This is a genomic window from Pseudomonas sp. LBUM1671, from assembly GCF_059695685.1.
On the sequence record NZ_CP166782.1, the window covers coordinates 3,685,299 to 3,706,593 of the forward strand.

Here is a 21,295-nt window from a genome sequence, read left to right on the forward strand (position 1 = left end):
TTAGCTTCGACGCCCTCCGAAAGTGAATGCGCCGAACGGCGGATTCAGGTTGCCATGCATTTGTCTAATCAAGGAAGAAACGACATTGAAAATAGCTTTTGCCGCCCTGCTGTTGACCTCGTTGACGACCATCGCACTCGCTGAAGAGAACCCTGTCGGATTCCACTCCTCCACACTGGCAGATTCGCAGAATAACCGTGCACTGGAGATGGTCGTCTGGTACCCCAGTGCAACGACCGCCGCTACGCAAATGATTGGCGATGATGTGGTGTTCGTCGGGGCTTCTGCCGTTCGTGACGCACCGCCAGCTGCTGGCAAGCATCCACTGTTGGTGCTCTCCCATGGGTACAGGGGTAACTGGAGTAACCAGGTCTGGCTTGCCAGTGCTCTGGCTCAAAGGGGTTACATCGTCGCCGCCATCAATCACCCTGGCACCACCACTCATGACCGTAGCCCTCAAGCAGCGGCACAGTTATGGCAGCGGCCCGTTGATTTGACTCGAGCCATTGATAGCGTCACGGCTCAACCTGAGAAATTCGGCTTGGTCGCCGATGGCCGAATTGCAGTGGTGGGCCATTCACTCGGCGGCTGGACCGCCCTTGAGATCGCCGGATCTCGCTTCGATCCAGACCGCTTTGCCAACGACTGCAAAGCCCACCCACAGTTAGCAAGCTGCACCGTCTATGGAAAGATGAACCCCGCAAGCACCTCAAAATCAAAGGCCGCGTTGACCGCCGATTGGCGCGATAAACGCGTCACCGCTGTGGTTACATTGGACTTGGGCCTTTCACGGGGCATGACCGACGAAAGCCTGGCCGCGCTGTCGGTACCAGTGCTGGTGATCGCTGCCGGCGTACCGTCGCGCGACCTTCCCGCCGAGCTGGAGTCTGCCAACCTGGCCAAACGCCTGCCTGCGGCGTCAAGCCGTTACGTCGAAATCAGTGACGCAAGCCACTTCAGCTTCTTGTCGGTGTGCAAACCTGGCGCAGAGGTACTGCTCGAAGAGGACGTACCCGGCGATGGCATCATTTGCCGGGATGGCGACGGCGCTCGCCCACGTGGGGTGATCCAACAGCAAGTTACATCGCTGATCGACGAGTTTCTTCAGTCCTCAATCTACAAAATAGGGGCTAAATGCAAACGGTGTGATCAAGTGACCAAAAAAGCATTAATGAATCAAGGGTAATGTCACTATAAACTCGCTTCCCTCCCCTTCTCCCGCACTTGTGCCCGTCACCGTACCACCGTGGGCTTCGATCAACTCACGCACCACCGTCAGACCAATGCCCAGGCCTGCTCCATTGAAACCAACCGCGTGAACATCCTGTACAAAGGGTTCAAAGATGAACGGCAGCGCCTTGGAAGTTATACCGATGCCGGTATCGCGGATGCGAATTTCGAGCAGATCGGCTTCGGCGGTAACTGTAAAGATGACTGCGCCATCCGCCGGCGTGTACTTGGCTGCGTTGCCCAGCAGATTGCCAAGAATTTGAGTGAGGCGTGCCCGATCGCCGTTCACCATCAGTGCGCACTCCGGCAGTTCCGAGCTGAAATGCAAGTTGTGAGCGACCATGACCGGGGTACAGATGTCTATGGCCTCATGGATGATCTGAGCCATATCGACAATGTGGCAATCAAGGCGAAACTTGCCGGTGCTGGCGCGGGCGATGTCGAGCAAGTCTTCCACCAAACGGGACATCTGCTTCACCTGACCTTCGATCAACATCTGCATGCGGGGCAACTCTTCGCTTGGCACACGCACTAGCCTGCCTGCAATCATGCTGATGGGGGTCAGAGGATTTCGCAGTTCGTGGGCCACCATGTTGAGGAAGTTGCGTTGCTGCTCCAGCGCATGTTCCGCTGCAACCTGCAGGTCTTGTGCGCTAAGCGCGGCTATCACCAATTGTTCGTTGGCTTCGCGCATCTCCAGGTACATTTGCTGCTCTGATTGAGCGAATTTCGGACTTTCAGCATCCGACTGCGCCGACAGAATTGCCAGCACCAACTGCTGGTTGGCTTCGATCAGTTGCTCGACCTGCTGGCTATCGACGAGATGGGTACTGGCTTGGTTGAGTTCCTTATGCACTGCCGCGAGCACCGCCCGCGCCGCAACCGTTTTGCGGCCGAGCAGGAACAGTTCGCGTGCTGCAGTGGCTATCGCTTGCTCATTGTTGCCGTCGGCTTCACTCATGTTATTTTGCTCATCCTTCGACTGTGCCCAAACGCTGCTGGGTAGGTCGTCCCCCAAGCAATCCTTCTTTATCCGGCAACATTTCCCCGATCTGCAAACCGTCATTGTCGATGCGATACAGCCGCAGTTCATCGGAGTGAGCGCTGGCCCGAACCTTGACCACGGCCATGATGCGTAACAAGCGACTCTGCACTTCAATATAGCGCTGGACGATGATTGCGTCGGTGAGAAATGCCGTGCCGTAAGGACTGAAGCGCAGGTCGGTGTAGCGGTCTTCCAGCTCTGAGGTCAACAACACGCTGACGCCCACGCTGGTCAGCGCCGTGACCATGCGCGACAACGATTCGCGGAAATCTTCGCGGAAGGTCGGCGCCAGCGCCAGTTCGAAGCCGGACAGCGAATCGATGACCACGCGAGTGGCGTTCAGGCGGCTGATCTCACTCAACAGCAGCTGGACGATTTCGTCGATGGACAAATCCGGTGCACGGCTGTCCACCAGAGCCACCTGCCCGCTCTGAATAAGACCCGCGAGGGTGGCGTTCCGGGAGTGATTGGGTCTTTGTTCGAACACCGCGATGACGCCAGTTTCGCCATTGCGTGCGCCTTCGGCCAGGAAGGTTGACGCCAGGATGCTTTTGCCCGAACCCGACGGCCCGGCCACCAGCAAGGAGTATCCACGGGGCAAGCCACCGCCGAGCATCTCGTCGAGTTGCGGTACGCCCATTTTCAGGCGCTGAATCGGAAACTTCAGTGGCGCTTCAACCCGGTTGAGTGGGGGCGGCGCGAAGACCTTGATGCCGGAGGCGGCGATACGGAAGGTGTGCAGCCCCGGCAGCGTCGGCTGACCGCGCATCTTCATGATCTCCATCTTGCGCACCATGGAGTTGCGCTGGACGCTCTGACGCAGCCAGATCAAGCCATCAGCGACGGTGAAAATCGGATTGGTATCGGTTTCGGTGAAGTATTCGCCGATCAAGAAGGTTGTTGCCTGCCAAGTGGTCATTAACATGCCCAGCTGCTGAACGAACTGCGGCAAGTTATTATTGGGGTTGTCCTGGGTCTGGCTCGCCAGCACCACCGAACGGAACGAGTCGACGAACACCAGCGACGGAGAGTACGCCTCAACCTCAGCGACGATGCGCCGTAACACTTCGTCCAAATTCCCGGCCAAGGTGTCATTGGCCAAATTGATGTAACGGATCGACTGATTGATCGCTTCGTTGTCGAAAAAGTCAAATTGCTGCTGATAACGCAGCATCTTCAACGGCGGCTCGCCGAGCACGGTGAAGAACAGTGCCGGGCGCTCGGGCGTCGCCAGGGCGAACATCATTTGATGCGCCAGGGTGGTTTTGCCACAGCCAGGCGGGCCGGCGATCAGGTTGAACGAAAACTCCGGCAATCCCCCGCCCAGCACCTCGTCCAGTCCTGGCACTCCGGTGGCCAGACGGTTGATAGTCACTTTGGTGCTCATGGCGAATTTTCCTGCGCAGATGTGTCGCTCAAAGAAGGATTCCACACGTCACGGAGCAAGCGTGCGGTGAGCGAAGGCCCGATCAGCGTAGTCAGCAGTTGGTAGAAGGTGGTGAGCAGCACTTCACCAAAAAACAAGGCATCTTCTTCGCTTTCTGAAACGAGTTCAGAATTTAGAACATTCAGATCCAGCGCGGTTTGCACACGATCAGATATATGAGCCACACCCGGGTGTTGGGAGGCGCACAGATGAAGGCTGCGCCGGTAAAGCGCGGCAACCCCTTGCTGGCCAATAATGGGGGTGAGGGCTGCATCCATACTCTGCAAGGTTGAGACAATCGCTTGGGCGATCCTTGCAGTATCAGCATTAGGGCCAACCCGGTGCGCCAGAGAAGCTACGATCTGGCGGCTCTCTTCGTTTAGCGCGGACATGGCTAACTGATTTCTGATGGACAGAGCCCGATGGTACACCCTATAACGAATCAGAGAGACTCAATTGACTAGAGACTATCGTTACTGTCATTTCCAATGATTTATCAGCCGTATGGGATGCCATCAGGTTTACGAGGACGAATTGCTATCGCGGCACAACCACCAGAAGCCTTGCTACTACGAGACGAGTTGGGCGCACGACTGCTGATCAGACCTTCGCCTGCTTCAACCATTGATTGACCCACTCGCAGTCAAACTGCCGTCCGATCGAACCCATCATCCTCATACAACTCCGACATTGCCTCGTGCTCAGGGTGATTCGGATCCGCCACTATCACAAAACCCCTTGCACATTTACGCAGCACTGATACCGAATGCACTCTTAGTACTTGCACTCGCTAAGTGATCATTGGAAATGCGCTACATGATTTAACATGGTCAGCGCATCCACTCCCCTTCAGAGCGTCCCGTCCCGCACCCACCGCCTGACCTCGGCTTGTATGGCATAAGCCGGCGCCTCCACCGCATTGAAATCTTGTGTATATCGCTGGGCAAACCCTTCAACCCCCCATTCCTGATACTGCTGCACATGCTTGAGTTCGTGGGCCCAGAGCGCGATGTTCTCTTCAGCGGTTTGCGCATCCCTGAAGAGGATGATGTCAATCAGCGTCACGGCGCCGACATCGGGGTTTTGCAGCATGGCGGTGGCGGCGTTGAATTGTCCGTTGTCGCTGACTTTGTAGCGTGCGGCATCGAGGACGCGGGGGTCGTACCAGCGCAGCAGTTTCTCCCGGATGTGCGGTGGAATGGGTTGAGTTCCGTTGACGGCCGCATCAGCACGAGCTTGGGTCAGCCACATCGCCAGGGCCGGTGACGCAATCTGGTAGATGTCATCAGGCAAAGGGCCCAGCAGCGGCCCCAGGTCTGGGAGGCAGATGCATTCGTCCAGGCACACTTGTTTCTCGCCAACTGGGCAGGCGCTGTCCTGGGCTGGCACTTCGAGCGTCAGGCAAAGAACGAACAGCGCCACCAGGCGCGTGGTGATGGGCGGCATTGGGCGCTCCTGGGGCGGACGCTGCGCGCGATAGTTTCAGCGTAGTCCCAGCAACCCCGTCAGTGTTGCGGTCCTCCTTACCTCTGCCTGGAATCGCCGTTGGCCCGCAACGTTGAACTCACACATCATTCGCATCGTCTAGCGCATAAGGAGGGCCAACGCGTACCCCCACACACCCTGTTCATTTCAAGGACATTGCCATGACTGCAACCTTTATGAACAACTCGCAAGCTGCGACCGGTACCGTGCAAGCCCTGATGTTTGAACGCAACGAATGGGTTCCCAACAACCCGCGCCTGCCGGTACTCATTTACCCCAACGCGATTGCCGTTCAGGGCGATGACCCCGCGGCGCTGTTCGAGCAAACCTTCAGCGCCAATGGCTGGCCACCTCATTGGCGAGACGGGGTTTACAGCTACCACCACTACCATACCGAAGGTCATGAAGTGCTTGGCATCGTCAGCGGCAAGGCCCGGTTAATGCTGGGCGGCCCGGATGGACAGGTACTTGAAGTCAACGCTGGCGACGTATTGCTACTACCGGCCGGCACCGGTCACTGCAATTTGGGTTCCAACGCAGACTTTCTGGTCGTGGGTGCTTATCCGCCGGGTCAGCAGGCCGATATCTGCCGCGAGGCGCCCACCAAGGCTCAACTGACGAGCATCGATACGTTGCCATTTCCCGATCAGGACCCGGTGCAAGGCTCACAGGGCGCAGTGCATCAGTATTGGGCTGGGCAGCGTTGACAGGCCGGGGGCAATCACGAACGGTGCGGACCTTTGCGCTGAAGACTTTGAAGCCGTAGGGGTAAATCCGTTCCGCATGCCACAGTCTCTTAGCAGCCTGCCCTCTATGAAAGCTCAAAAGAGAGTCCACCCCGCCAGCCGCCTCAGGGACGAGCTGATTGGGCGGCAACTGGCGAAGTGAACACATAGACAATAGCTGCCCCTACTGAACCTGCCCCACTCCGTCCATCTAATATCCCTGCTCGACCGCATCGTTTGTACGCTGTCTCTACTACGGTTATTCCACGACCGCTTTGCAACCGAGGAGCGCAGTGCATGTCCAGAATATTCTCTCTGATGTTCGCCGTCCTGGTCCTCTGCGCCAGCCAGGCGATGGCGGACACCCTCAAGATCAGCGTGATCGGCGCCGGCAAGGTCGGCGGTACGCTGGGCACGCTATGGGTAAAGGCCGGGCATTCGGTGATGTTTTCGTCACGCCACCCCGAGGAGTTGGCGGACCTGGTCAAGGCGGCCGGTCCCAATGCTCAGGCGGGCACGGTCGGCGATGCGGCGACATGGGGCGATGTGATCGTATTGAGTGTTCCCTACGGCGCAATGCCAGTGCTATCCGAACAGCTGAAAGGCAAGCTGGACGGCAAAGTGCTGTTCAGCACCAGCAACCCCTTCAGTGGTCGAGACGGAGACATCGGGCGCAAGGCGCTGGATCTGGGCGTCGCCTCGGCAGACCAGCAATATTTGCCCGGCGTGCACCTGGCGCGAGCGTTCAACGCCATTGGCTCTGCCTCAATGAAAGACCTGTCGGGCAAAGACAAGGCGATTCCCGTTTTCGCCGACGATGCCCAGGCGCGGGATGTCGGTGCCCGGTTAGTGCGTGATGCTGGATTTGTACCGGTGTTCTTCCCGCTGGCGCGCGCCAATGAAGGTTTGCCGGGCGGCCCGCTCAGCGGCGTGTGGAATGAGGCTGATCTTAAGCAAAAGCTGGGACGTTAGCGCAATGCCGGACTGAAGCTCACTGCATGTTGAAACCGACACAGGCCCGGGCCCAACACCGTCTAATCTCAATAGAGCAGGACCCAGACACGCCTCTTGATACAGGGGAAACGGGATGATCGTTAGAAAAGCAGCACGCCAATGTTCGCCATGGCTCATCCCTTCCCTGCTCGCCATCAGCCTGGCGCTGATCGCAGGATGTTCAGGCAAAGCTTCCACTGCTCGCTATTCGGCCTCAAACGTCGGCTCGGCCTGCTATGCCAAAGCGCTCCCCACCGCCGGCGAAGGCGGCCTGGCCTGGGGCTCCACCTTGAGCATGGCGCGCCAAAAATCCCTGAATAATTGCATTCGCTATGCCGGCCGATCCGGCGGCACGCCGAATACCTGCCAAGTGGTGTTGGCGGAGTGCAGGAATTGAAACCTACGCGAACCCGAGGAACGACAGGATTACCACGACGACCACGACTAACCCGACGATGTAGATGATGTTGTTCATGAAACCCACCTCTCAACCAGAATAGGACTGCGGCACGAGGGCTTACACCTACACGGTAGTGCAGCTTTGCCCGCAATGCCATTGAGCTAGGGCCGATGTTGGGCAATCACAGAGGCCTGAAGCTTTCCACGCTGGACCTGGTCACGCAGCGAGTCACTTGGCGCTGTCTTCAACTCCAGCACCACATTGGGCCAGGCGGCGGCGAACGTCGGCAGGATGTCGCGGATGAGATGGGCGGCATATTCCTGCGCTGCCGCGCTGCTGAAAAATGCCGGCATCGGTCTTCTGGCCATGGCCGGCTATCTGGCCGGCGTCATACAAGGCATCGCTCTGGGTGTGCCGGCGGGCCTTTCGGCGCTGCTCGCTAACCTGCTGCCGATGGCAAATGGTGTCAGGGATGGTGGTGTCCGGGGTTGGAATCTGGATGGTGGTGCAGTCGGAGGCTCGGCAGGTTCGGCGGCAAAACTGATGGATATTTCGGGTTGGAAATGGCGCTTGCTGAACAGGCTGAAAATCGGCCAAAAGCCGACCTTGCAGGCCAGATAATCACTTTTGCGCTGCTATGCTGACAACACCTGTTTCTGCACTAGAGACGATTAACATGGCAGCACTAGGCAAACACCCCCCGTTCACGTTCAAGGCTATGGCCTGTTCCGCTGGATTTTTCCTTGCCGCTTGGGGCGCCATAAAGCTGCTCGCCCCTTACTACGACCTGCCATGGATGGCAGATACCACGAGCTGGCTGCTACGTTTGCGGGATTGGATTTTGCTGGAAACGCCAATGCCGAATTGGTCGCTGCTGATAATTATCGCGATTTTAATCAGCACCCTGTCTGTAGCGATTTACTACGCCCGCCACACTGATGGAGATTACGACGAGTTACATGAAATAGAGCGAAAAGTTTACAAGATGAACAACCCTCAGTTTCCACGACTGACAGATAACCAAACGCTACTGATGGAAGCGTTGGCCTATCATGCAAACTTCAGAAAAATTGCAAACTTAAACTCAATTTGCAAACTTGTCTCACTCAGCACATTAGAAGTTGAAGCCGGGCTAAAACAACTCCAAGCCAAACGTCTCGTAAAGCAAAAAGTGACACGCGGTACGTTTGGTGCCACCACTTTTGAACTTACCTTGGCAGGTAAGGATTATTCGTTAGAGCGATTTGAGCTGACGTAGCATCGACACACGGGACGAAGCCTAGAGGTGAGAATACCGGCAGGTACCTCAGTGGGCAGGCGCAAACTCGCCCCCTCGGGAGGGGATTTAGAGAAACGCTTTGAACGGCGCGCTATTCTTTTATCTGGGGGACACCCTCACCTTCAACACCGTTATCGTGATCGTGGTCCTGATTTCGGCTCTTGGTGTCGAAGGCCCGGCAGTGAACCAACTGTCGACAATCGTCCTGAGCGCTCGTGTGTGCCAGTCTCTGGTTCACGTATGCCATGTGCAAACCGATGCGTTCGTGGCGGTTCGTTTTGCCTTTTTCAGCGTTCAGTTGGTGTGTTTTTTCGCGCTGATAGTCATGGCCGCTTACTACGGGATGTGACGAGCATCGCTCTACGATCGCACCGCACCCCAAGCCCTTTGAACTAGTCTGAGCTGTCACCCACGACGGTGGGCGTCGCAGCCGTACCCGCCAATAGGCCGCCATCGATGTTGAACTCACTGCCGGTCATGTACGTCGCTTCATCCGAGGCGAGTAGCAGTGCCAGTGCCGCAACCTCTTCGGGCATCCCGAACCTTCTAAGTGGAGTATCTCGAACCAGTGCGGCCATTCGCTCTTGACGATCGACGCCTGTGCCCAACATGGGCTCCCACATGGGCGTGAGGATGGCCGCTGGATGAATCGAGTTGCACCGAACGTTCAGACCTTGCTCGGCACAGTAGAGCGCCACTGTCTTTGTGTGGTTACGCACTGCGCCTTTGGACGAGGCATAAGCCGCGGCGCCAGGAATGCCGACCAAGCCTGATCGAGAGGAGATGTTGATAATGGACCCTGCCCCATGCTGCCGCATGGAGCGAATGGCGTACTTGCAACCGAGGAATACACCATCGAGATTGGTTTGATGCACTGCGTGCCAGTCCTCCAGACGCGCATGCTCCGGGTCGTGTCGCACGAAGCCTCGCTCAAATCCGGTGATCCCCGCGTTGTTCACCAATACATCCAGCCTGCCGCGCGCCTTCAGGATTTGCGCCGTCACTCGCTGCCAGTCTTCTTCCCGCCGCACATCAAGGTGCAGATAGCTGGCGTGATCACCGAGCGAGTCTGCAACGACTTTGCCGAGTTCGTCGTTGATATCAGTGACGTAGACAAAGCAATCCTCCTGCGTGAAGAGTCGCGCAATCGCCGCACCAATCCCTTGGGCCGCCCCGGTAACAATCGCAGTCTTGGACGTGAGTTTATTAGCCATAGTAATGCGGTAACTCCCTTGGGTCGTTTTCATGCCCGGCCACCTCAGCCATTTTTGCACTCAGAGCGGCGGGCGATTATGTCGGGCCAGGAGGTTTAGAAGCCCTCCTCTTCAAGTCCTGTCGTGAGTCAAGACGATCTGCACCGTTCTCAATACGTTCAGAAGCCACGGGCGTGGGATCAAAGGCAACACTGTGTCCACTCCCAACGTAAACCGCGCTGGGTTTGAATCCCCACACTATTGGAAGCCTGAATCATGCCTACCTTGAACATTGAGAACTCCAGAACGAACGGCGTCGCTCAGAAATTTTCGCTCGGGGCTAGAACCACGGCGATCGGTACCTACGGTGCTTACGCTGCACTGGCCATTATTTACTTCTGGTTTGGCGGCATGAAATTTACGCACTATGAAGCCGAAGGCCTGGTGCCGCTGGTGAGCAACAGCCCTTTCCTGGGTTGGGTCTACAACATTTTCAGTGTCGATACGTTCTCCAGTCTGCTCGGCATCCTGGAAGTCTCGATCGGTGTGCTGATTGCAGGCCGCCTTCTGTCACCCAAGCTGTCGTTGATCGGTGGTGCGTTGTCTGCCGGGCTGTTTTTCACCACCTTGAGCTTCATGTTCTCGACACCCGGTGTGATTGAACCCGGCCTCGGTTTCCCGGCCATTTCGGTTGCGCCCGGTCAGTTTCTCCTGAAAGACATCGGGTTGCTTGCCGCCTCTGTGTTCGTGGCCGGCCATTCCCTGACTGCGCTGGAAAACCGATAAAACGATGATGTGTCCTCCCGGAATGGCCTGAAACCGCTCGATGTTTTCAGGCCATTTTCCCTTCACCCTCTCCTGTCGAATCCTTCATCCAGTCCCGGGGGCTGTAGCCCGTCTTGCGCCGAAATGCGCGGGCAAGCGCCGAAGGACTTTCATAACCGACCTCAGCGGCAATCAGCGTAATCGGTCGCCCTTCACGCAAACGCTTCTGCGCCAGACTGATACGCCAACTCAACAGATAATCGGCCGGTGTCTGCCCGATGACGGCCCGAAAATGCACGGCATAGGCCGCTCGCGACATGTTCGACTCGCTCGCGAGTTCGGCAATCGACCAGGGACGATGAGGGGCGTTGTGTATCTGGACCAGCGAGCGCGCCAGGCGCGAATCGGCCAGTCCGGCCATCAATCCGGTGTGCAACTGGTGGTGATCGAGCAGATGCCGAAACAACAAGATGATCAGCAGTTCGAACAAGCGATCCAATGCGGCCTCCCTGCCACAATGTCCGCCCCCAGCCTCAACGAACATCCATTTCAGCGTATCGGCCAGCATCGGTAACTCATCCAGGGGCAGCACCAACAGATCGGGTAACGAAGCCGACAACGGGTTATCGACACCGCCCTCAAACTCCATTGACGCACACAAAAGTTGAGCCCCCTCGGGTTCACCGGCGAACAGTTGATGGCGGCGCGCGCGTGGCAGAAAAATCAGACTGGGCCGGGTCAGCCGCACGTCCTTGCGATCGAGTCCCAGCAACGTGACGGCACCGGCCTGAAGCAGATGAATATGACCGCGCTGGTCAGCACCATCATATGCCGCCATGCCGCACAGCTTGCCGTTGTAGAAGAGGTTTGCGCGCACGCCGAACTGCGACAACAAGGTAGACAAGCGATCCATGGGCGAACTCTTGGCGAGGTGTAGACGCGAAGTAGCATATCACTGACGGTTTGCACTCCGATTGGGCTCGTTCTCCACTCGACGCTCAATGAAACGACCGGCCTGACTCGCTTAGTGCGGTTCATTTAAGCGCAGACACTCACATTTGTGGCGAGGGGATTTATCCCCGTTCGGCTGCGAAGCAGTCGTAAATCCAGACAACTTGGTCTGTCTGAACGGACGCGGGGGGCCGCTTCGCAGCCCTACGGGGATAAATCCCCTCGCCACAGGTTCTTGCTCGCCTGAAGATTGTCTTAAGTGCACAGCGTTTCGGCCTGACCCTCCGGGCTCTTGTACATCACTTGCAACACCGCTCCCCAACCCGGCAAAAACACGATGCCGTAATATCCACATCAGCCCGGGCCATGGCCAGGTCAAGCCGGGGCTTGGCCGCCGCGGCTTCAGCGTCCCGCCCCAGGCGTTTCAGGCATTCCACATAACCGTGGAGGCTCCACACATTGTCCAGATGCCAGGACGCACGGCTGAGTGTGTTATCCAGGCCGAGATCGGCCCGATAGGCCTGCAAGGCTTCTTCTACCCTGCCCTGCTCCAGAAGCAGCGCGCCCAGTGCGTGCCGGACCGGTTGCATCCAGCCCCACGGTTCGTCATAAGGAAGGTTGTCGTCCAGCGCCAGCGCCTCGCGCAGGTGGGCGAATGCGCTGTCGTGGTTGCCTTTGCGGTACTCGATTTCGCCGCGCAGCATAGCGCCGGCCACCGCCAGGATATCGAGGCAGGTGTTGTTGAAGATGTAGCGGGTTGGCGGCACTCGGGTCAGTGCATTGATGAACAGCTGCTGTTCGTTTTCTGCCGCGACGACATGCCCGCAAGCCGCGTGCGCCACGCCTCTGGCGTAATGCAGCATCGCGGTGGTCACGCAATACAGTGCCTGGTCGTTCGGCAGCGGCGTGGCGAGTATGTCCAGCCATTTGCCGAAGCGGATCTGTACGTGGACCTTCATCGACACGAAACCTTCCAGCCAGTCAGCCATGGGCGGCTGCTTCACGCGCAGCAGTTCTTCCTTGATGGTCGCGGTCAGTTGATCGGCGGCGTCCGAGGCCGGTTGGTACTGCCCGAGGAACATCGCCGAATAAAGTTTGAAGTGGTAATTGTGGCTTCGGTACAAAGTGTAGAAATTGATGGGCCCTTCGTGTTGCAGGTATTTGCTATCCGCCTGGATCGCCCGGCTGTTGGTGATCATGGCCCCACGGTAATCCCCGCAGAGCACATCGATGTGCGACGGCATGTGGCGCAAATGCCCGGCGTCCGGCACCAGGTCGCGCAGGACATCGCCGGCGCGCAACGCCCGTTCCGGGTAAGGCGACATTTCCATCGTGTGGACGTACATGTGCAGCACGCCCGGGTGGGGCGCATCGCCGTGCTGCTCCATCCGTCGCAGCGCAGTCTCCAGCACCGCCACCGCCTCCAGCGTGTCGGCGCCCGGTGCCGGCGTGCCGGTTTTCAGGTCCCATAACTGCCAGGGCGTGCGGTCGATCAGCGCTTCGGCAAACAACGCCACAACGTCGGGATCATCAGGGAAGGTTTTGTAGACATCGCGCATGGCCGCCGCATAGGCGTCGTTCCAGGCGAAGAGTTGCTCAAGGCTGGTCGCCTCATCAGCCTGGTAGCGTTTTTCCAGCGCCCGGATCAGTGCCTGCTCCAACGGTTGGGCACCGTCGAGATGCGCCAACGCGGTGTGCGTTGCCAGTCGGGCACGGGCCACGGCCTCTTTCAACTCTTGTTCGATGAAGGCATCCCAGCGCTTGTTGTAGTTCGGGCCCGAGGCGTAAGCGATGCCCCAGTAGGCCATCGCGCAATCGCTGTCGTGTTCGATGGCCTTGTGGAAACAGCGGATGGATTCGTCGTGGTTGTAGCCGTAGCACCAGATCAGACCGCGGTCGAACCAGAGCTGGGCCTCGGGTGAGCTCGTTGTCACCGGGCGACTGTAGGTGCCCAGATCGTAACAGTCGTGCATCGGTTTACCCTCTCGACCAGAGCATGAAACCTCGCAGGAAATGCTGGCAGACGGGGACGGATGAAGCGGGCTGATTTCCTGGAGACCGTTGATAGCTGAGGAGGTAAAGCATAGCCCTGCGATCGTGGGTGAGTTATGCAGCCGACGACAGGTTTGCGCCGACGGATTTTCCGGGCTTGTGGGGTAAATGAAAACGGGCGCCAAGGAGGCGCCCGTTTTTTGTTGGTGTGTTGGGTCTTACCAACTGCCGTAAGGGATGCCGTACTTCTTGACGTAGTTTTTTGACTTTTCGGATAGCGGATAATATTTGCCCCCAGATTTCCCAAGGTGAGGCCCCAAAGGCTCAATCTCCGCTTGGGCGTGGGCAACTTTGATAGATTTCATACATTTGTCCAGTACCCACACCTGCACGATGCCTCCAGGTGCGAGCCCAAGATAAACCTTGGCTCTGTAGTTGGCCGTCTCCTCAGAACTGGATGGACAACGTTCATTCACTGAGGCATGCAAGATTTGTCGAGCCTCTTCAGGAATGTCGACCCATGCTCGATAAGTTTGCGGCTCGACTACCGACTGCCAACGAACATAAATACGTTTGGGCAAATCCGCACCGACTACACCGCGAGTGCTACTGCTGATTTTTTCGCCCCAGCCGCGAGCAAACTCAGCGTCACCTGCGGGCTCATCACTTGCTGCTGTACCGCCACCGGTACGGCGAAACAGCTTCCCGTTGATGTCTTCAACTTCCGTGTCTTCGACCCAGACCTTCATATAGGTGGGCTCGACAAAACTGAGGCTCCACCATTGATTCTTCGGGTCGTTTTTACCAGAAGGTGGTGCTGCGGCCTGGCAAGCGGAGATCAGAAGTGCGCCCAGCAAAAAAACCAATGCGCGCATCAAAATGTTCTCCAAAGGGAATCAGCTACGTGAGGATGACGCACCCGTAAGCCGTCGTCGGTGGGTGCATTTGCGTATCGGAGAGTTATGCCCTGCTCACGGCTTCCACCAATGGGGTTGTTCCAGTTGGCGGACATATGCACGTATTTGAGTTTCAATAGTTCTTCTTCATCGGGTTCTGGCTTGTACTCACCAGCGAGTACTCTGTCACAGAAAGGCTGAAGTTCAGGAGGCACGCTATAAGCGGGGTCATTCTCGTCGATCACCTCAAACTGCACACCTTTCTCCTTGGCCAATTTATGCATCAAACGCAGGTAAATTACAGCCAGTTTGCTACTGACCGTCCGCTTGAGCTGCAAGCCTGCATACACCCTCAACTTTTTCGGTCCTGACTTCTCCTGCTCCCAATCAGGCGCGACGCTTGGCGTCGGGATCACAATTTCCAGCATAAATTCGGGCCACCCCTTGGCCACCATGCTTGCTTTCTGTTGTTGGACATCCAGGTAAATGGAAGTGGAGCAGATATCCGTACCATGCGGCACCGTAAGCGCTTGCATTGGATTAACCAGCACACACTCCTCCACGACTTCGCGATAGCCACCACCTAAATCTGAATGCACGCCGGGTAAAGGTATTTCCGGATGAGCGGGAACAACTGTACTCAATGCGAAATTCGCTCGGTGTTCGTCACGTGCGACAAGTTGGACCACATCGGTAAAGTATCGGCGATCCAGATATAGTTTGATCCCAGGAGCAACCGGGCTTTGGATATTTCCAAAATTCGTCAGTCCCGCCACGGAAGGTACGGTGTCGAATAAACCGACAAAGCCCATGATGATTTCGGTGTTGAACTGATTGCCAAAGCTGGAACTGAATCCTTTGGGGTTTCTACGTAGCACTTCCCCTAACGGTCCTTGCTTGCAACGCACTATCTCATTCGCAAAGTGCCGGGCCGCCGCGGCACCCCGACTGAAGCCAAAGGTGTCGAAGGTCAGCGAGGTGATTTCGCAACCAGGACTCTTATCAATGAGTTCTTTTATCAAGTCATTCAGGTCGGAAAATGCTTGCTGGACTTTGGCCGCTACACCGGTGTCACCACGTCCGGTGGCTGCATTTGTTAACTTATCTTCTGCTCCTCCGGTCGTACCAATGCCCTCAACGTAGAGGCTGCGTAAGGAGAGTCTGACGGTACCTTCACCCTCGACGTCTTTCGCTGCGGGGTAGAGATCAAACAACTTTGAAACGTTACTCACATCATTCCCATAACTCCCCTCGGGATCCGCCATATACGGCTTGCAGCTCGCATCGACGTCTTCCGGGCGAATCGGATGATGGGCACCACACAATAATCCCGAAGCCGAGTTGCCCGCATTGTTCAGCGTCCCGTCAAAGAACACCCCAATGCGCAGCGCAACCCTGACTTTTTCTTTCGCAGGCGCCGGTGCCTTGCCGTGTTTCTCGTATTCCGCCCAGCGTTGGGCATGGATGTCGACGGGTTTGGCTTCGTCGTATCGATAGTTTTTCGGGGGGTTGGGGACGTATCCACTCATTCCTTGATCACCTGGCTCCTTGGTACAGCGGGCGCTGAGGGTGCCACTGTGGATCCAGTGAAGCAATGCGTAGCCAGAGGCCATCACCCACTGAAACTGAGTGTTGTCCATACATTACCGTCGTCGATAGTCACCATCAATTCAATGAAGTTCTCATAAAAAATCCGCGGCGTAAGATCGGCTCCATACCAAACAACTACACCCCGGAGCACACCATCATGAAACGCCAAATCCTTCTCAGCATCGCTTTCTCGGTTTTCGCAGTTAACGCTTTCGCCGCTTCTTCTGCTCACCCGGTTGTCGCTGAAGGTGGCTCGGATCGTCTGATTGAAAGTCGTGTGGCTGAAGGTGGTTCGGATCGTCTGATCGAAAACCGCGTTGCTGAAGGTGGTTCCGACCGTCTGATCGAAAACCGCGTTGCTGAGGGAGGTTCGGATCGCCTGATCGAGAATCGCGTCGCTGAAGGTGGTTCCGACCGTCTGATCGAAAACCGCGTTGCCGAAGGTGGTTCTGATCGACTGATCGAAAACCGCGTCGCTGAAGGTGGTTCTGACCGTCTGATCGAAAGCCGCGCTGCATAAATGCATAGTTTCACCGCAGTACTCAACGAAAAGCCCGGCCTAATCAGCCGGGCTTTTTCGCGCACCACGCTATTTCAACTATCCACGCACATGGATAGTCATGACAGCTTTAGCGGCTATTGATCCTCTTTTCAGTCTATTAGCATCAACAGCGGGTAGAAGCCTCTACCTGCCATGAACTTGAACAGAGGATCAAAATGAACAAGCCCGAGTTTTTTGTTACGCCCGGCTATGGGGAAACCCTGCTCAATGCATTGCATTACTCTCAAGCGCTAAGAATCGGCGATCGAGTTGAGACTTCCGGCCAGGGCGGTTGGGATGACGATCTGCAGATCCCCGAATCGATCGAGGACGAGATTGTTCAGGCGTTTCAAAACCTGGAGCGAACCCTGGCGACGGCAGGTGCCGGTTGGGAGCATGTGGTCCACGTCAATTCTTACCATGTCGCAGGTTTTCCTCCGATAGTTAACGAGACGATGGCCAGGCTGTATCGGCATTACATGCCCAACCACGCTCCCATCTGGACGCAACTCGGAGTCGCGGCACTTGGTCTTCCAACGATGCGCATTGAAATCCGCGTTACCGCCATTGTTCCTTGAGTTTCAATGAGCGGGCGACGCCTCTCGGAATGTTTGAATCACCCAATCGATAAAAACCTTCAGCCGGGCATTTTGATGTCGATTGGGTGGATAGAGGACATGAAACGGCATGGCGGGTCGAGACCAGTCTTCCAAAACGGCCACTAACTCGCCGGCGTCCAGACAAGGCTGAACGATGCGCCTGAAGTGCTGCCCGATACCGAGTCCCGCGAGCATCATTTCTTTAAGGCCATTACCGTCATTCGTCGAAAATTCGCAGTCACCGACTTCATATCGATGAGTGCCGTTCTCGAAAATCAAGGGTTCCGGTTTCCCCGTCGTGGCAAAGAAGTAGCCTGCCTGAACATGGTTAGTCTGGAGATCATTCGGGGTAGAAGGCATCCCCATGCGTTCGAGGTAAGCGGGGGCCGCGCAGGTGACGTAGTGAAGGTCGACAAGCTTGCGACCGATCATTGTCATGTCATCCAGTTCACCCGCACGAATCACGCAATCCACGCCCTCGCCGACGATATTCACTGGTCGGTCGCTGATGCCTAAAGCAACGGTGATATCGGGATACTCGCGATGAAAATCAGGCAACGCGGGTATCAGCAGGCAATTGGCGAATGAGGCTGGCGCATCAATCCTCAGATGCCCGCCAGGCTTGAGTTTTTTACCACGGACGGCGGTGTCCACGGAATCTAGTTCTGCAATCAGGCGCATTGAATGACTGTAGTATTCCAGCCCGTCCGATGTGGCGGCGACTGCGCGGGTAGTTCGGTGCATCAGCTTGATGCCAAGGTGCTTTTCGAGGTCGGTGATCAACTTGCTGACCGTCGAACGTGGAAGCGCCAGTTGGTCGGCAGCCCGGCTGAAAGATCCTGTTTCCACAACACGTACAAAAGCACGCATTGCTAAAAGTTGATTCACTGTGGTCTACCCGCTTGATGATGAACATCCAGCCTTACTGTCCATGAATCTGCACATTGATGACTGAAATCAGTAGGTTTGTTCTGCGTTTGAGTCTAACTCAGCAGGCGCTCCAAGCGTTGTATGCTTGGCGTCCGCTTGTGATACACATCACCTGATTGAAAATAACGAGCTCTAATGAGGTTTTGCTTATGCCCTGCTCCCCACGCATCCCGCAGCTGCTGACTTGCGCCCTGATCGGTTTACTCGCTGGCGGCGCACAGGCGAGCACGCCCTCCCCGGCACCCGCCAGTTTGCAACCGCTGCTGGTGACGATGAACGAGCGTCTGAACATTGCTGATCTGGTGGCGCTGACCAAGTGGGACAGCGGCAAGGCGATTCAGGACAGTGTCCGCGAAGCACAAGTCATCTCCAATGCCAGGAAGTTGGCCGCAAAACGAAAACTGGACCCGGAACAGGTCGCCGAGTTGATCGCTGCACAGATTGAAGCCAACAAGCTGGTGCAGTACGGGCTGCTCGCGAACTGGCGAGCAGCCGGCAAGGCGCCGGACACACCGCGTCCGGACCTCGCCAAGCAGATCAGGCCACAGCTGGATGAGCTGCAAAGTCGCCTGCTGCAGCAATACGCCGAGTTTGAGCCCTATCGCAAAGATCCGAACTGCCCGGACTGGCTGGGCGAGGCGCGAGCCGGTTTGATCAAAGATCAACTGCATGGTCAGGCTCTTATACGCGCTACCGGGGAGCTGTGTGTCGCTGATCAATGACAGGGAATCGCCGTTTTGTGCAGCCATTGACTGCATCAATAGTCACCATTAACTCAATGAAGTTCTCTTAAAAACTCCGGGGCGTAACATCAGCGCCATACCAAACAACTACACCCCGGAGCACACCATCATGAAACGCCAAATCCTTCTCAGCATCGCTTTCTCGGTTTTTGCAGTTAACGCTTTTGCCGCTACTTCTACGCACCCGGTTGTCGCTGAAGGCGGCTCGGATCGCCTGATCGAAAACCGCGTCGCTGAAGGTGGCTCCGACCGCTTGATCGAAAACCGCGTTGCTGAAGGTGGTTCCGACCGCTTGATCGAGAACCGCGTCGCTGAAGGTGGTTCGGATCGTCTGATCGAAAACCGTGTTGCCGAAGGTGGCTCCGACCGTCTGATCGAAAATCGCGTTGCCGAAGGTGGCTCCGACCGTTTGATCGAAAACCGCGTCGCTGAAGGTGGCTCTGACCGTTTGATCGAAAACCGCGTCGCTGAAGGTGGCTCTGACCGTTTGATCGAAAACCGCGTCGCTGAAGGTGGTTCTGACCGTCTGCTCGAAAACCGCGTCGCCTGAATGAATGGCTTTACAGCGGTACCCAACAAAAAGCCCGGCCTAACCAGCCGGGCTTTTTCGTGAGCTACTTTTAGTACATTCGCATAGCCTCCAGTCGATCTTCGCGGCACTATTCAAGTCTTGCGGCAAGCCATCAGGCGACACTGCATGTGCCACACCGGAGCGTTTTACAGAACAACAAAAATACAGGAGTTGAAAATGTCTGAACTGAACCTGCATCCCAACGCCGCAAAATCCCTGAGCCAATGGCACGACATGATCCTCAAGGGCGACTTGAGCGCCCTGCCCGAATTGTTGGACCCACAAGCGATATTCCGCTCGCCCATGGCTCACAAGCCTTACCCGGGAGCGCCCGTGGTTTCGATGATTCTCAACACGGTCGTCAAAGTGTTTGAGGATTTCACCTACCACCGCGAACTGTCGACCGCCGACGGCCTGAGCGTCGTTCTGGAATTCAGCGCCAAAGTCAGCGGCAAAGAGCTGAAGGGCATCGACATGATCCGGTTCAATGAACAGGGGAAAATCGTCGAGTTCGAGGTAATGGTCCGCCCATTCAGTGCCTTGCAAGCGTTGGGAGAGCAAATGGGACAACGCCTTGGCGCTTATCTGGCGGCCAGTAAAGCCTGATTGCGTTGCATCGTTCGCAGGGAGGTGCTGCGGCCTGGCACCTCGCTTGCGGGTACCGATCGCGATCAAGGCGCGGCAACCCGGAAGAACTGATTGTCGGGCCGCGCCCTTGGTTCCAGATCCCGGACTATCCTTTCATGCGGTCGCCGCACTTCCCTTGCTCCGCGGCGACGTCTGAGCAGTCCCCTTGTGTCTCCTGATCTGGAGGTCTCCCATGAGCGATAGCACCGAAGTCACGTCCTTCACCGGCTGGGCCGCAATGGTCGCCGGCGCGCCACTGGAGCGTTACAGCTACGACCCCGGTCCATTGGGGGATGAGGAGGTGGAAGTCGCCGTGGAATATTGCGGCGTCTGCCACTCCGACCAGTCGCTGATCGATAACGAATGGGGCGTCAGCAGCTACCCTTTTATCCCTGGGCACGAGGTGGTCGGCAGCATTGTGCGAGTGGGTGCGCAGGTCCGCGGTCTTCAGGTGGGGCAACGGGTGGGCATCGGCTGGTACAAGGGCAGTTGCATGCATTGCTCATCATGCATCGGCGGCGCCCACCATCTGTGCGGCACCGCCAAACCCACCATCATCGGCAGCAACGGCGGTTTTGCCGACCGCGTGCGTTCGCACTGGGCCTGGGCGCTGGCGATACCGGGTGAACTCGACCCGTCGATGGCCGGGCCGCTGTTCTGCGCCGGTTCGACGGTGTTCAACCCGCTGGTGGAATTCGGTGTCAAACCCACTGATCGGGTCGGCGTGGTGGGCATCGGCGGCCTCGGTCATCTGGCGCTGCGCTTTCTCAACGCCTGGGGCTGCGAGGTCACCGCATTTACCTCGTCGTTGAACAAGACCGACGAAGCCCGGCGCCTCGGCGCGCACAACGTCGTCGCCTCGACCGACAGTGACTCGCTGAAAGCCATTGCCGGCACCCTGGATTTCCTGCTGGTGACGGCCAACGCCAACCTCGACTGGACGGCCATGCTCGCCACCCTGCGCGGCAAGGGGCGCCTGCACTTTGTCGGCATCGTGCCCGACGCTATTCCCGTGCATGTGTTCAACCTGATCCCCCAACAAAAGACCCTGTCCGCCTCGCCGGTCGGCTCGCCGAGTACCACGGCGACCATGCTGGAATTCTGCGCACGTCATCAGATCCTGCCGCAGGTCGAGCTTTTTCCCATGAGCCGGGTCAACGAAGCGATCGATCACCTGCGCAGCGGCAAGGCGCGTTACCGCGTGGTGCTGGATGCGAGCAAATGAAGGACCAACGCTGATACGGATAACCAGGCACCCGAGCCTCAATCCGTCGACAGCCTCATCCCCAGCAGCACCCGCTAATCACCCCTTGC

The 21,295-nt window shown here is 57.1% G+C and carries 22 protein-coding genes and 3 pseudogenes; 14 read left to right on the forward strand and 11 right to left on the reverse strand.

Annotated elements, in window-relative coordinates; genetic code table 11:
* Positions 1-85 precede the first annotated feature (85 nt).
* Positions 86-1,186 carry an alpha/beta hydrolase family protein gene (locus ACA060_RS16845; RefSeq protein WP_497318283.1) on the forward strand — a complete coding sequence of 367 codons (1,101 nt, stop codon included), beginning with the start codon at positions 86-88 and terminating at the stop codon, positions 1,184-1,186.
* On the opposite strand, the gene ACA060_RS16850 is transcribed toward ACA060_RS16845, so the two are convergent.
* The 4 genes from ACA060_RS16850 to ACA060_RS16865 form a co-directional block, all read right to left on the reverse strand.
* Complete coding sequence (locus tag ACA060_RS16850) at positions 1,169-2,191, reverse strand: sensor histidine kinase (protein ID WP_497311884.1); 1,023 nt, start codon at positions 2,189-2,191, stop codon at positions 1,169-1,171. The genes ACA060_RS16845 and ACA060_RS16850 overlap by 18 nt on opposite strands.
* Before the next feature lie 10 nt (positions 2,192-2,201).
* Entirely contained in the window at positions 2,202-3,662 is a 1,461-nt protein-coding gene (locus ACA060_RS16855) for an ATPase domain-containing protein (RefSeq protein ID WP_497311886.1), read from the reverse strand.
* Positions 3,659-4,093 (reverse strand): hypothetical protein, encoded by a 435-nt coding sequence (locus tag ACA060_RS16860; protein WP_109632539.1) that lies wholly within the window; start codon positions 4,091-4,093, stop codon positions 3,659-3,661. The genes ACA060_RS16855 and ACA060_RS16860 overlap by 4 nt, the downstream gene beginning before the upstream one ends.
* A gap of 457 nt (positions 4,094-4,550) precedes the next feature.
* Positions 4,551-5,147 (reverse strand): eCIS core domain-containing protein, encoded by a 597-nt coding sequence (locus tag ACA060_RS16865; protein WP_497311888.1) that lies wholly within the window; start codon positions 5,145-5,147, stop codon positions 4,551-4,553.
* 200 nt (positions 5,148-5,347) lie between these two features.
* On the opposite strand from ACA060_RS16865, the gene ACA060_RS16870 reads away from it, so the two are divergent.
* The 3 genes from ACA060_RS16870 (at position 5,348) to ACA060_RS16880 (ending at position 7,301) form a co-directional block, all read left to right on the forward strand.
* Positions 5,348-5,893: a cupin gene (locus ACA060_RS16870; protein ID WP_497311890.1), complete on the forward strand. Its 546-nt coding sequence runs from the start codon at positions 5,348-5,350 to the stop codon at positions 5,891-5,893.
* 315 nt (positions 5,894-6,208) lie between these two features.
* Complete coding sequence (locus ACA060_RS16875; protein ID WP_497311892.1) at positions 6,209-6,883, forward strand: NADPH-dependent F420 reductase; 675 nt, start codon at positions 6,209-6,211, stop codon at positions 6,881-6,883.
* A gap of 118 nt (positions 6,884-7,001) precedes the next feature.
* Positions 7,002-7,301: a hypothetical protein gene (locus ACA060_RS16880; RefSeq protein WP_371922083.1), complete on the forward strand. Its 300-nt coding sequence runs from the start codon at positions 7,002-7,004 to the stop codon at positions 7,299-7,301.
* A gap of 176 nt (positions 7,302-7,477) precedes the next feature.
* Here ACA060_RS16880 and ACA060_RS16885 read toward each other — a convergent pair.
* Positions 7,478-7,624, reverse strand: a pseudogene (locus ACA060_RS16885) (LysR family transcriptional regulator); the annotation flags it as partial.
* Between the two features lie 7 nt (positions 7,625-7,631).
* Here ACA060_RS16885 and ACA060_RS16890 point away from each other — a divergent pair.
* The 3 genes and pseudogenes from ACA060_RS16890 to ACA060_RS16900 all read left to right on the forward strand — a co-directional run.
* A pseudogene (locus tag ACA060_RS16890) lies at positions 7,632-7,764 on the forward strand (EamA/RhaT family transporter); the annotation flags it as partial.
* Between the two features lie 216 nt (positions 7,765-7,980).
* Positions 7,981-8,562 carry a hypothetical protein gene (locus ACA060_RS16895; protein WP_109632547.1) on the forward strand — a complete coding sequence of 194 codons (582 nt, stop codon included), beginning with the start codon at positions 7,981-7,983 and terminating at the stop codon, positions 8,560-8,562.
* Between the two features lie 160 nt (positions 8,563-8,722).
* Positions 8,723-8,932, forward strand: a pseudogene (locus ACA060_RS16900) (MAPEG family protein); the annotation flags it as partial.
* Between the two features lie 43 nt (positions 8,933-8,975).
* On the opposite strand, the gene ACA060_RS16905 reads toward ACA060_RS16900, so the two are convergent.
* Positions 8,976-9,797 (reverse strand): SDR family oxidoreductase, encoded by an 822-nt coding sequence (locus ACA060_RS16905; protein WP_497318285.1) that lies wholly within the window; start codon positions 9,795-9,797, stop codon positions 8,976-8,978.
* 255 nt (positions 9,798-10,052) lie between these two features.
* On the opposite strand from ACA060_RS16905, the gene ACA060_RS16910 reads away from it, so the two are divergent.
* Positions 10,053-10,562 carry a YkgB family protein gene (locus ACA060_RS16910; RefSeq protein WP_109632549.1) on the forward strand — a complete coding sequence of 170 codons (510 nt, stop codon included), beginning with the start codon at positions 10,053-10,055 and terminating at the stop codon, positions 10,560-10,562.
* A gap of 46 nt (positions 10,563-10,608) precedes the next feature.
* Here ACA060_RS16910 and ACA060_RS16915 read toward each other — a convergent pair whose 3' ends face one another.
* The 4 genes from ACA060_RS16915 to ACA060_RS16930 form a co-directional block, all read right to left on the reverse strand.
* Positions 10,609-11,454, reverse strand: a complete 846-nt coding sequence (locus ACA060_RS16915) for a helix-turn-helix transcriptional regulator (RefSeq protein ID WP_497311895.1) — start codon at positions 11,452-11,454, stop codon at positions 10,609-10,611.
* A 337-nt stretch (positions 11,455-11,791) separates the two neighbouring features.
* Positions 11,792-13,465 carry a tetratricopeptide repeat protein gene (locus ACA060_RS16920; protein WP_497311897.1) on the reverse strand — a complete coding sequence of 558 codons (1,674 nt, stop codon included), beginning with the start codon at positions 13,463-13,465 and terminating at the stop codon, positions 11,792-11,794.
* 237 nt (positions 13,466-13,702) lie between these two features.
* Complete coding sequence (locus ACA060_RS16925) at positions 13,703-14,359, reverse strand: DUF2931 family protein (protein WP_497311899.1); 657 nt, start codon at positions 14,357-14,359, stop codon at positions 13,703-13,705.
* Positions 14,359-15,909: a T6SS phospholipase effector Tle1-like catalytic domain-containing protein gene (locus tag ACA060_RS16930; protein WP_497318287.1), complete on the reverse strand. Its 1,551-nt coding sequence runs from the start codon at positions 15,907-15,909 to the stop codon at positions 14,359-14,361. The genes ACA060_RS16925 and ACA060_RS16930 overlap by 1 nt, the downstream gene beginning before the upstream one ends.
* A gap of 218 nt (positions 15,910-16,127) precedes the next feature.
* Here ACA060_RS16930 and ACA060_RS16935 point away from each other — a divergent pair, with 218 nt between their 5' ends.
* Together ACA060_RS16935 and ACA060_RS16940 are read left to right on the forward strand one after the other, a co-directional pair.
* Entirely contained in the window at positions 16,128-16,490 is a 363-nt protein-coding gene (locus tag ACA060_RS16935) for a hypothetical protein (RefSeq protein WP_102650913.1), read from the forward strand.
* Positions 16,491-16,687: 197 nt separating this feature from the next.
* Entirely contained in the window at positions 16,688-17,089 is a 402-nt protein-coding gene (locus ACA060_RS16940; protein ID WP_497311901.1) for a RidA family protein, read from the forward strand.
* A gap of 3 nt (positions 17,090-17,092) precedes the next feature.
* Here the strand turns inward: ACA060_RS16940 and ACA060_RS16945 are convergent, their stop codons facing one another.
* Positions 17,093-17,998, reverse strand: coding sequence for a LysR family transcriptional regulator (locus ACA060_RS16945; protein WP_497311903.1), 906 nt, complete (start codon positions 17,996-17,998; stop codon positions 17,093-17,095).
* A gap of 191 nt (positions 17,999-18,189) precedes the next feature.
* Between ACA060_RS16945 and ACA060_RS16950 the strand changes: the two genes are divergently transcribed.
* The 4 genes from ACA060_RS16950 to ahr all read left to right on the forward strand — a co-directional run bounded on the left by ACA060_RS16950 (position 18,190) and on the right by ahr (position 21,206).
* Positions 18,190-18,762 (forward strand): chorismate mutase, encoded by a 573-nt coding sequence (locus ACA060_RS16950; RefSeq protein WP_497311905.1) that lies wholly within the window; start codon positions 18,190-18,192, stop codon positions 18,760-18,762.
* A gap of 130 nt (positions 18,763-18,892) precedes the next feature.
* Positions 18,893-19,333, forward strand: a complete 441-nt coding sequence (locus ACA060_RS16955; protein ID WP_497311907.1) for a phage infection protein — start codon at positions 18,893-18,895, stop codon at positions 19,331-19,333.
* 198 nt (positions 19,334-19,531) lie between these two features.
* Positions 19,532-19,960 carry a nuclear transport factor 2 family protein gene (locus ACA060_RS16960; RefSeq protein WP_109632565.1) on the forward strand — a complete coding sequence of 143 codons (429 nt, stop codon included), beginning with the start codon at positions 19,532-19,534 and terminating at the stop codon, positions 19,958-19,960.
* 214 nt (positions 19,961-20,174) lie between these two features.
* Positions 20,175-21,206, forward strand: a complete 1,032-nt coding sequence (ahr, locus tag ACA060_RS16965; protein ID WP_497311909.1) for an NADPH-dependent aldehyde reductase Ahr — start codon at positions 20,175-20,177, stop codon at positions 21,204-21,206.
* Positions 21,207-21,295 lie beyond the last annotated feature (89 nt).

Bases quoted from the DNA above. Each gene is read 5' to 3' on its own strand.
- ACA060_RS16850 (WP_497311884.1), bottom strand. From the start codon at position 2,191: ATGAGTGAAGCCGACGGCAACAATGAGCAAGCGATAGCCACTGCAGCA.
- ACA060_RS16855 (WP_497311886.1), bottom strand. From the start codon at position 3,662: ATGAGCACCAAAGTGACTATCAACCGTCTGGCCACCGGAGTGCCAGGA.
- ACA060_RS16860 (WP_109632539.1), bottom strand. From the start codon at position 4,093: ATGTCCGCGCTAAACGAAGAGAGCCGCCAGATCGTAGCTTCTCTGGCG.
- ACA060_RS16865 (WP_497311888.1), bottom strand. From the start codon at position 5,147: ATGCCGCCCATCACCACGCGCCTGGTGGCGCTGTTCGTTCTTTGCCTG.
- ACA060_RS16870 (WP_497311890.1), top strand. From the start codon at position 5,348: ATGACTGCAACCTTTATGAACAACTCGCAAGCTGCGACCGGTACCGTG.
- ACA060_RS16875 (WP_497311892.1), top strand. From the start codon at position 6,209: ATGTCCAGAATATTCTCTCTGATGTTCGCCGTCCTGGTCCTCTGCGCC.
- ACA060_RS16895 (WP_109632547.1), top strand. From the start codon at position 7,981: ATGGCAGCACTAGGCAAACACCCCCCGTTCACGTTCAAGGCTATGGCC.
- ACA060_RS16905 (WP_497318285.1), bottom strand. From the start codon at position 9,797: ATGGCTAATAAACTCACGTCCAAGACTGCGATTGTTACCGGGGCGGCC.
- ACA060_RS16910 (WP_109632549.1), top strand. From the start codon at position 10,053: ATGCCTACCTTGAACATTGAGAACTCCAGAACGAACGGCGTCGCTCAG.
- ACA060_RS16915 (WP_497311895.1), bottom strand. From the start codon at position 11,454: ATGGATCGCTTGTCTACCTTGTTGTCGCAGTTCGGCGTGCGCGCAAAC.
- ACA060_RS16920 (WP_497311897.1), bottom strand. From the start codon at position 13,465: ATGCACGACTGTTACGATCTGGGCACCTACAGTCGCCCGGTGACAACG.
- ACA060_RS16925 (WP_497311899.1), bottom strand. From the start codon at position 14,359: ATGCGCGCATTGGTTTTTTTGCTGGGCGCACTTCTGATCTCCGCTTGC.
- ACA060_RS16930 (WP_497318287.1), bottom strand. From the start codon at position 15,909: ATGAGTGGATACGTCCCCAACCCCCCGAAAAACTATCGATACGACGAA.
- ACA060_RS16935 (WP_102650913.1), top strand. From the start codon at position 16,128: ATGAAACGCCAAATCCTTCTCAGCATCGCTTTCTCGGTTTTCGCAGTT.
- ACA060_RS16940 (WP_497311901.1), top strand. From the start codon at position 16,688: ATGAACAAGCCCGAGTTTTTTGTTACGCCCGGCTATGGGGAAACCCTG.
- ACA060_RS16950 (WP_497311905.1), top strand. From the start codon at position 18,190: ATGCCCTGCTCCCCACGCATCCCGCAGCTGCTGACTTGCGCCCTGATC.
- ACA060_RS16955 (WP_497311907.1), top strand. From the start codon at position 18,893: ATGAAACGCCAAATCCTTCTCAGCATCGCTTTCTCGGTTTTTGCAGTT.
- ACA060_RS16960 (WP_109632565.1), top strand. From the start codon at position 19,532: ATGTCTGAACTGAACCTGCATCCCAACGCCGCAAAATCCCTGAGCCAA.
- ahr (WP_497311909.1), top strand. From the start codon at position 20,175: ATGAGCGATAGCACCGAAGTCACGTCCTTCACCGGCTGGGCCGCAATG.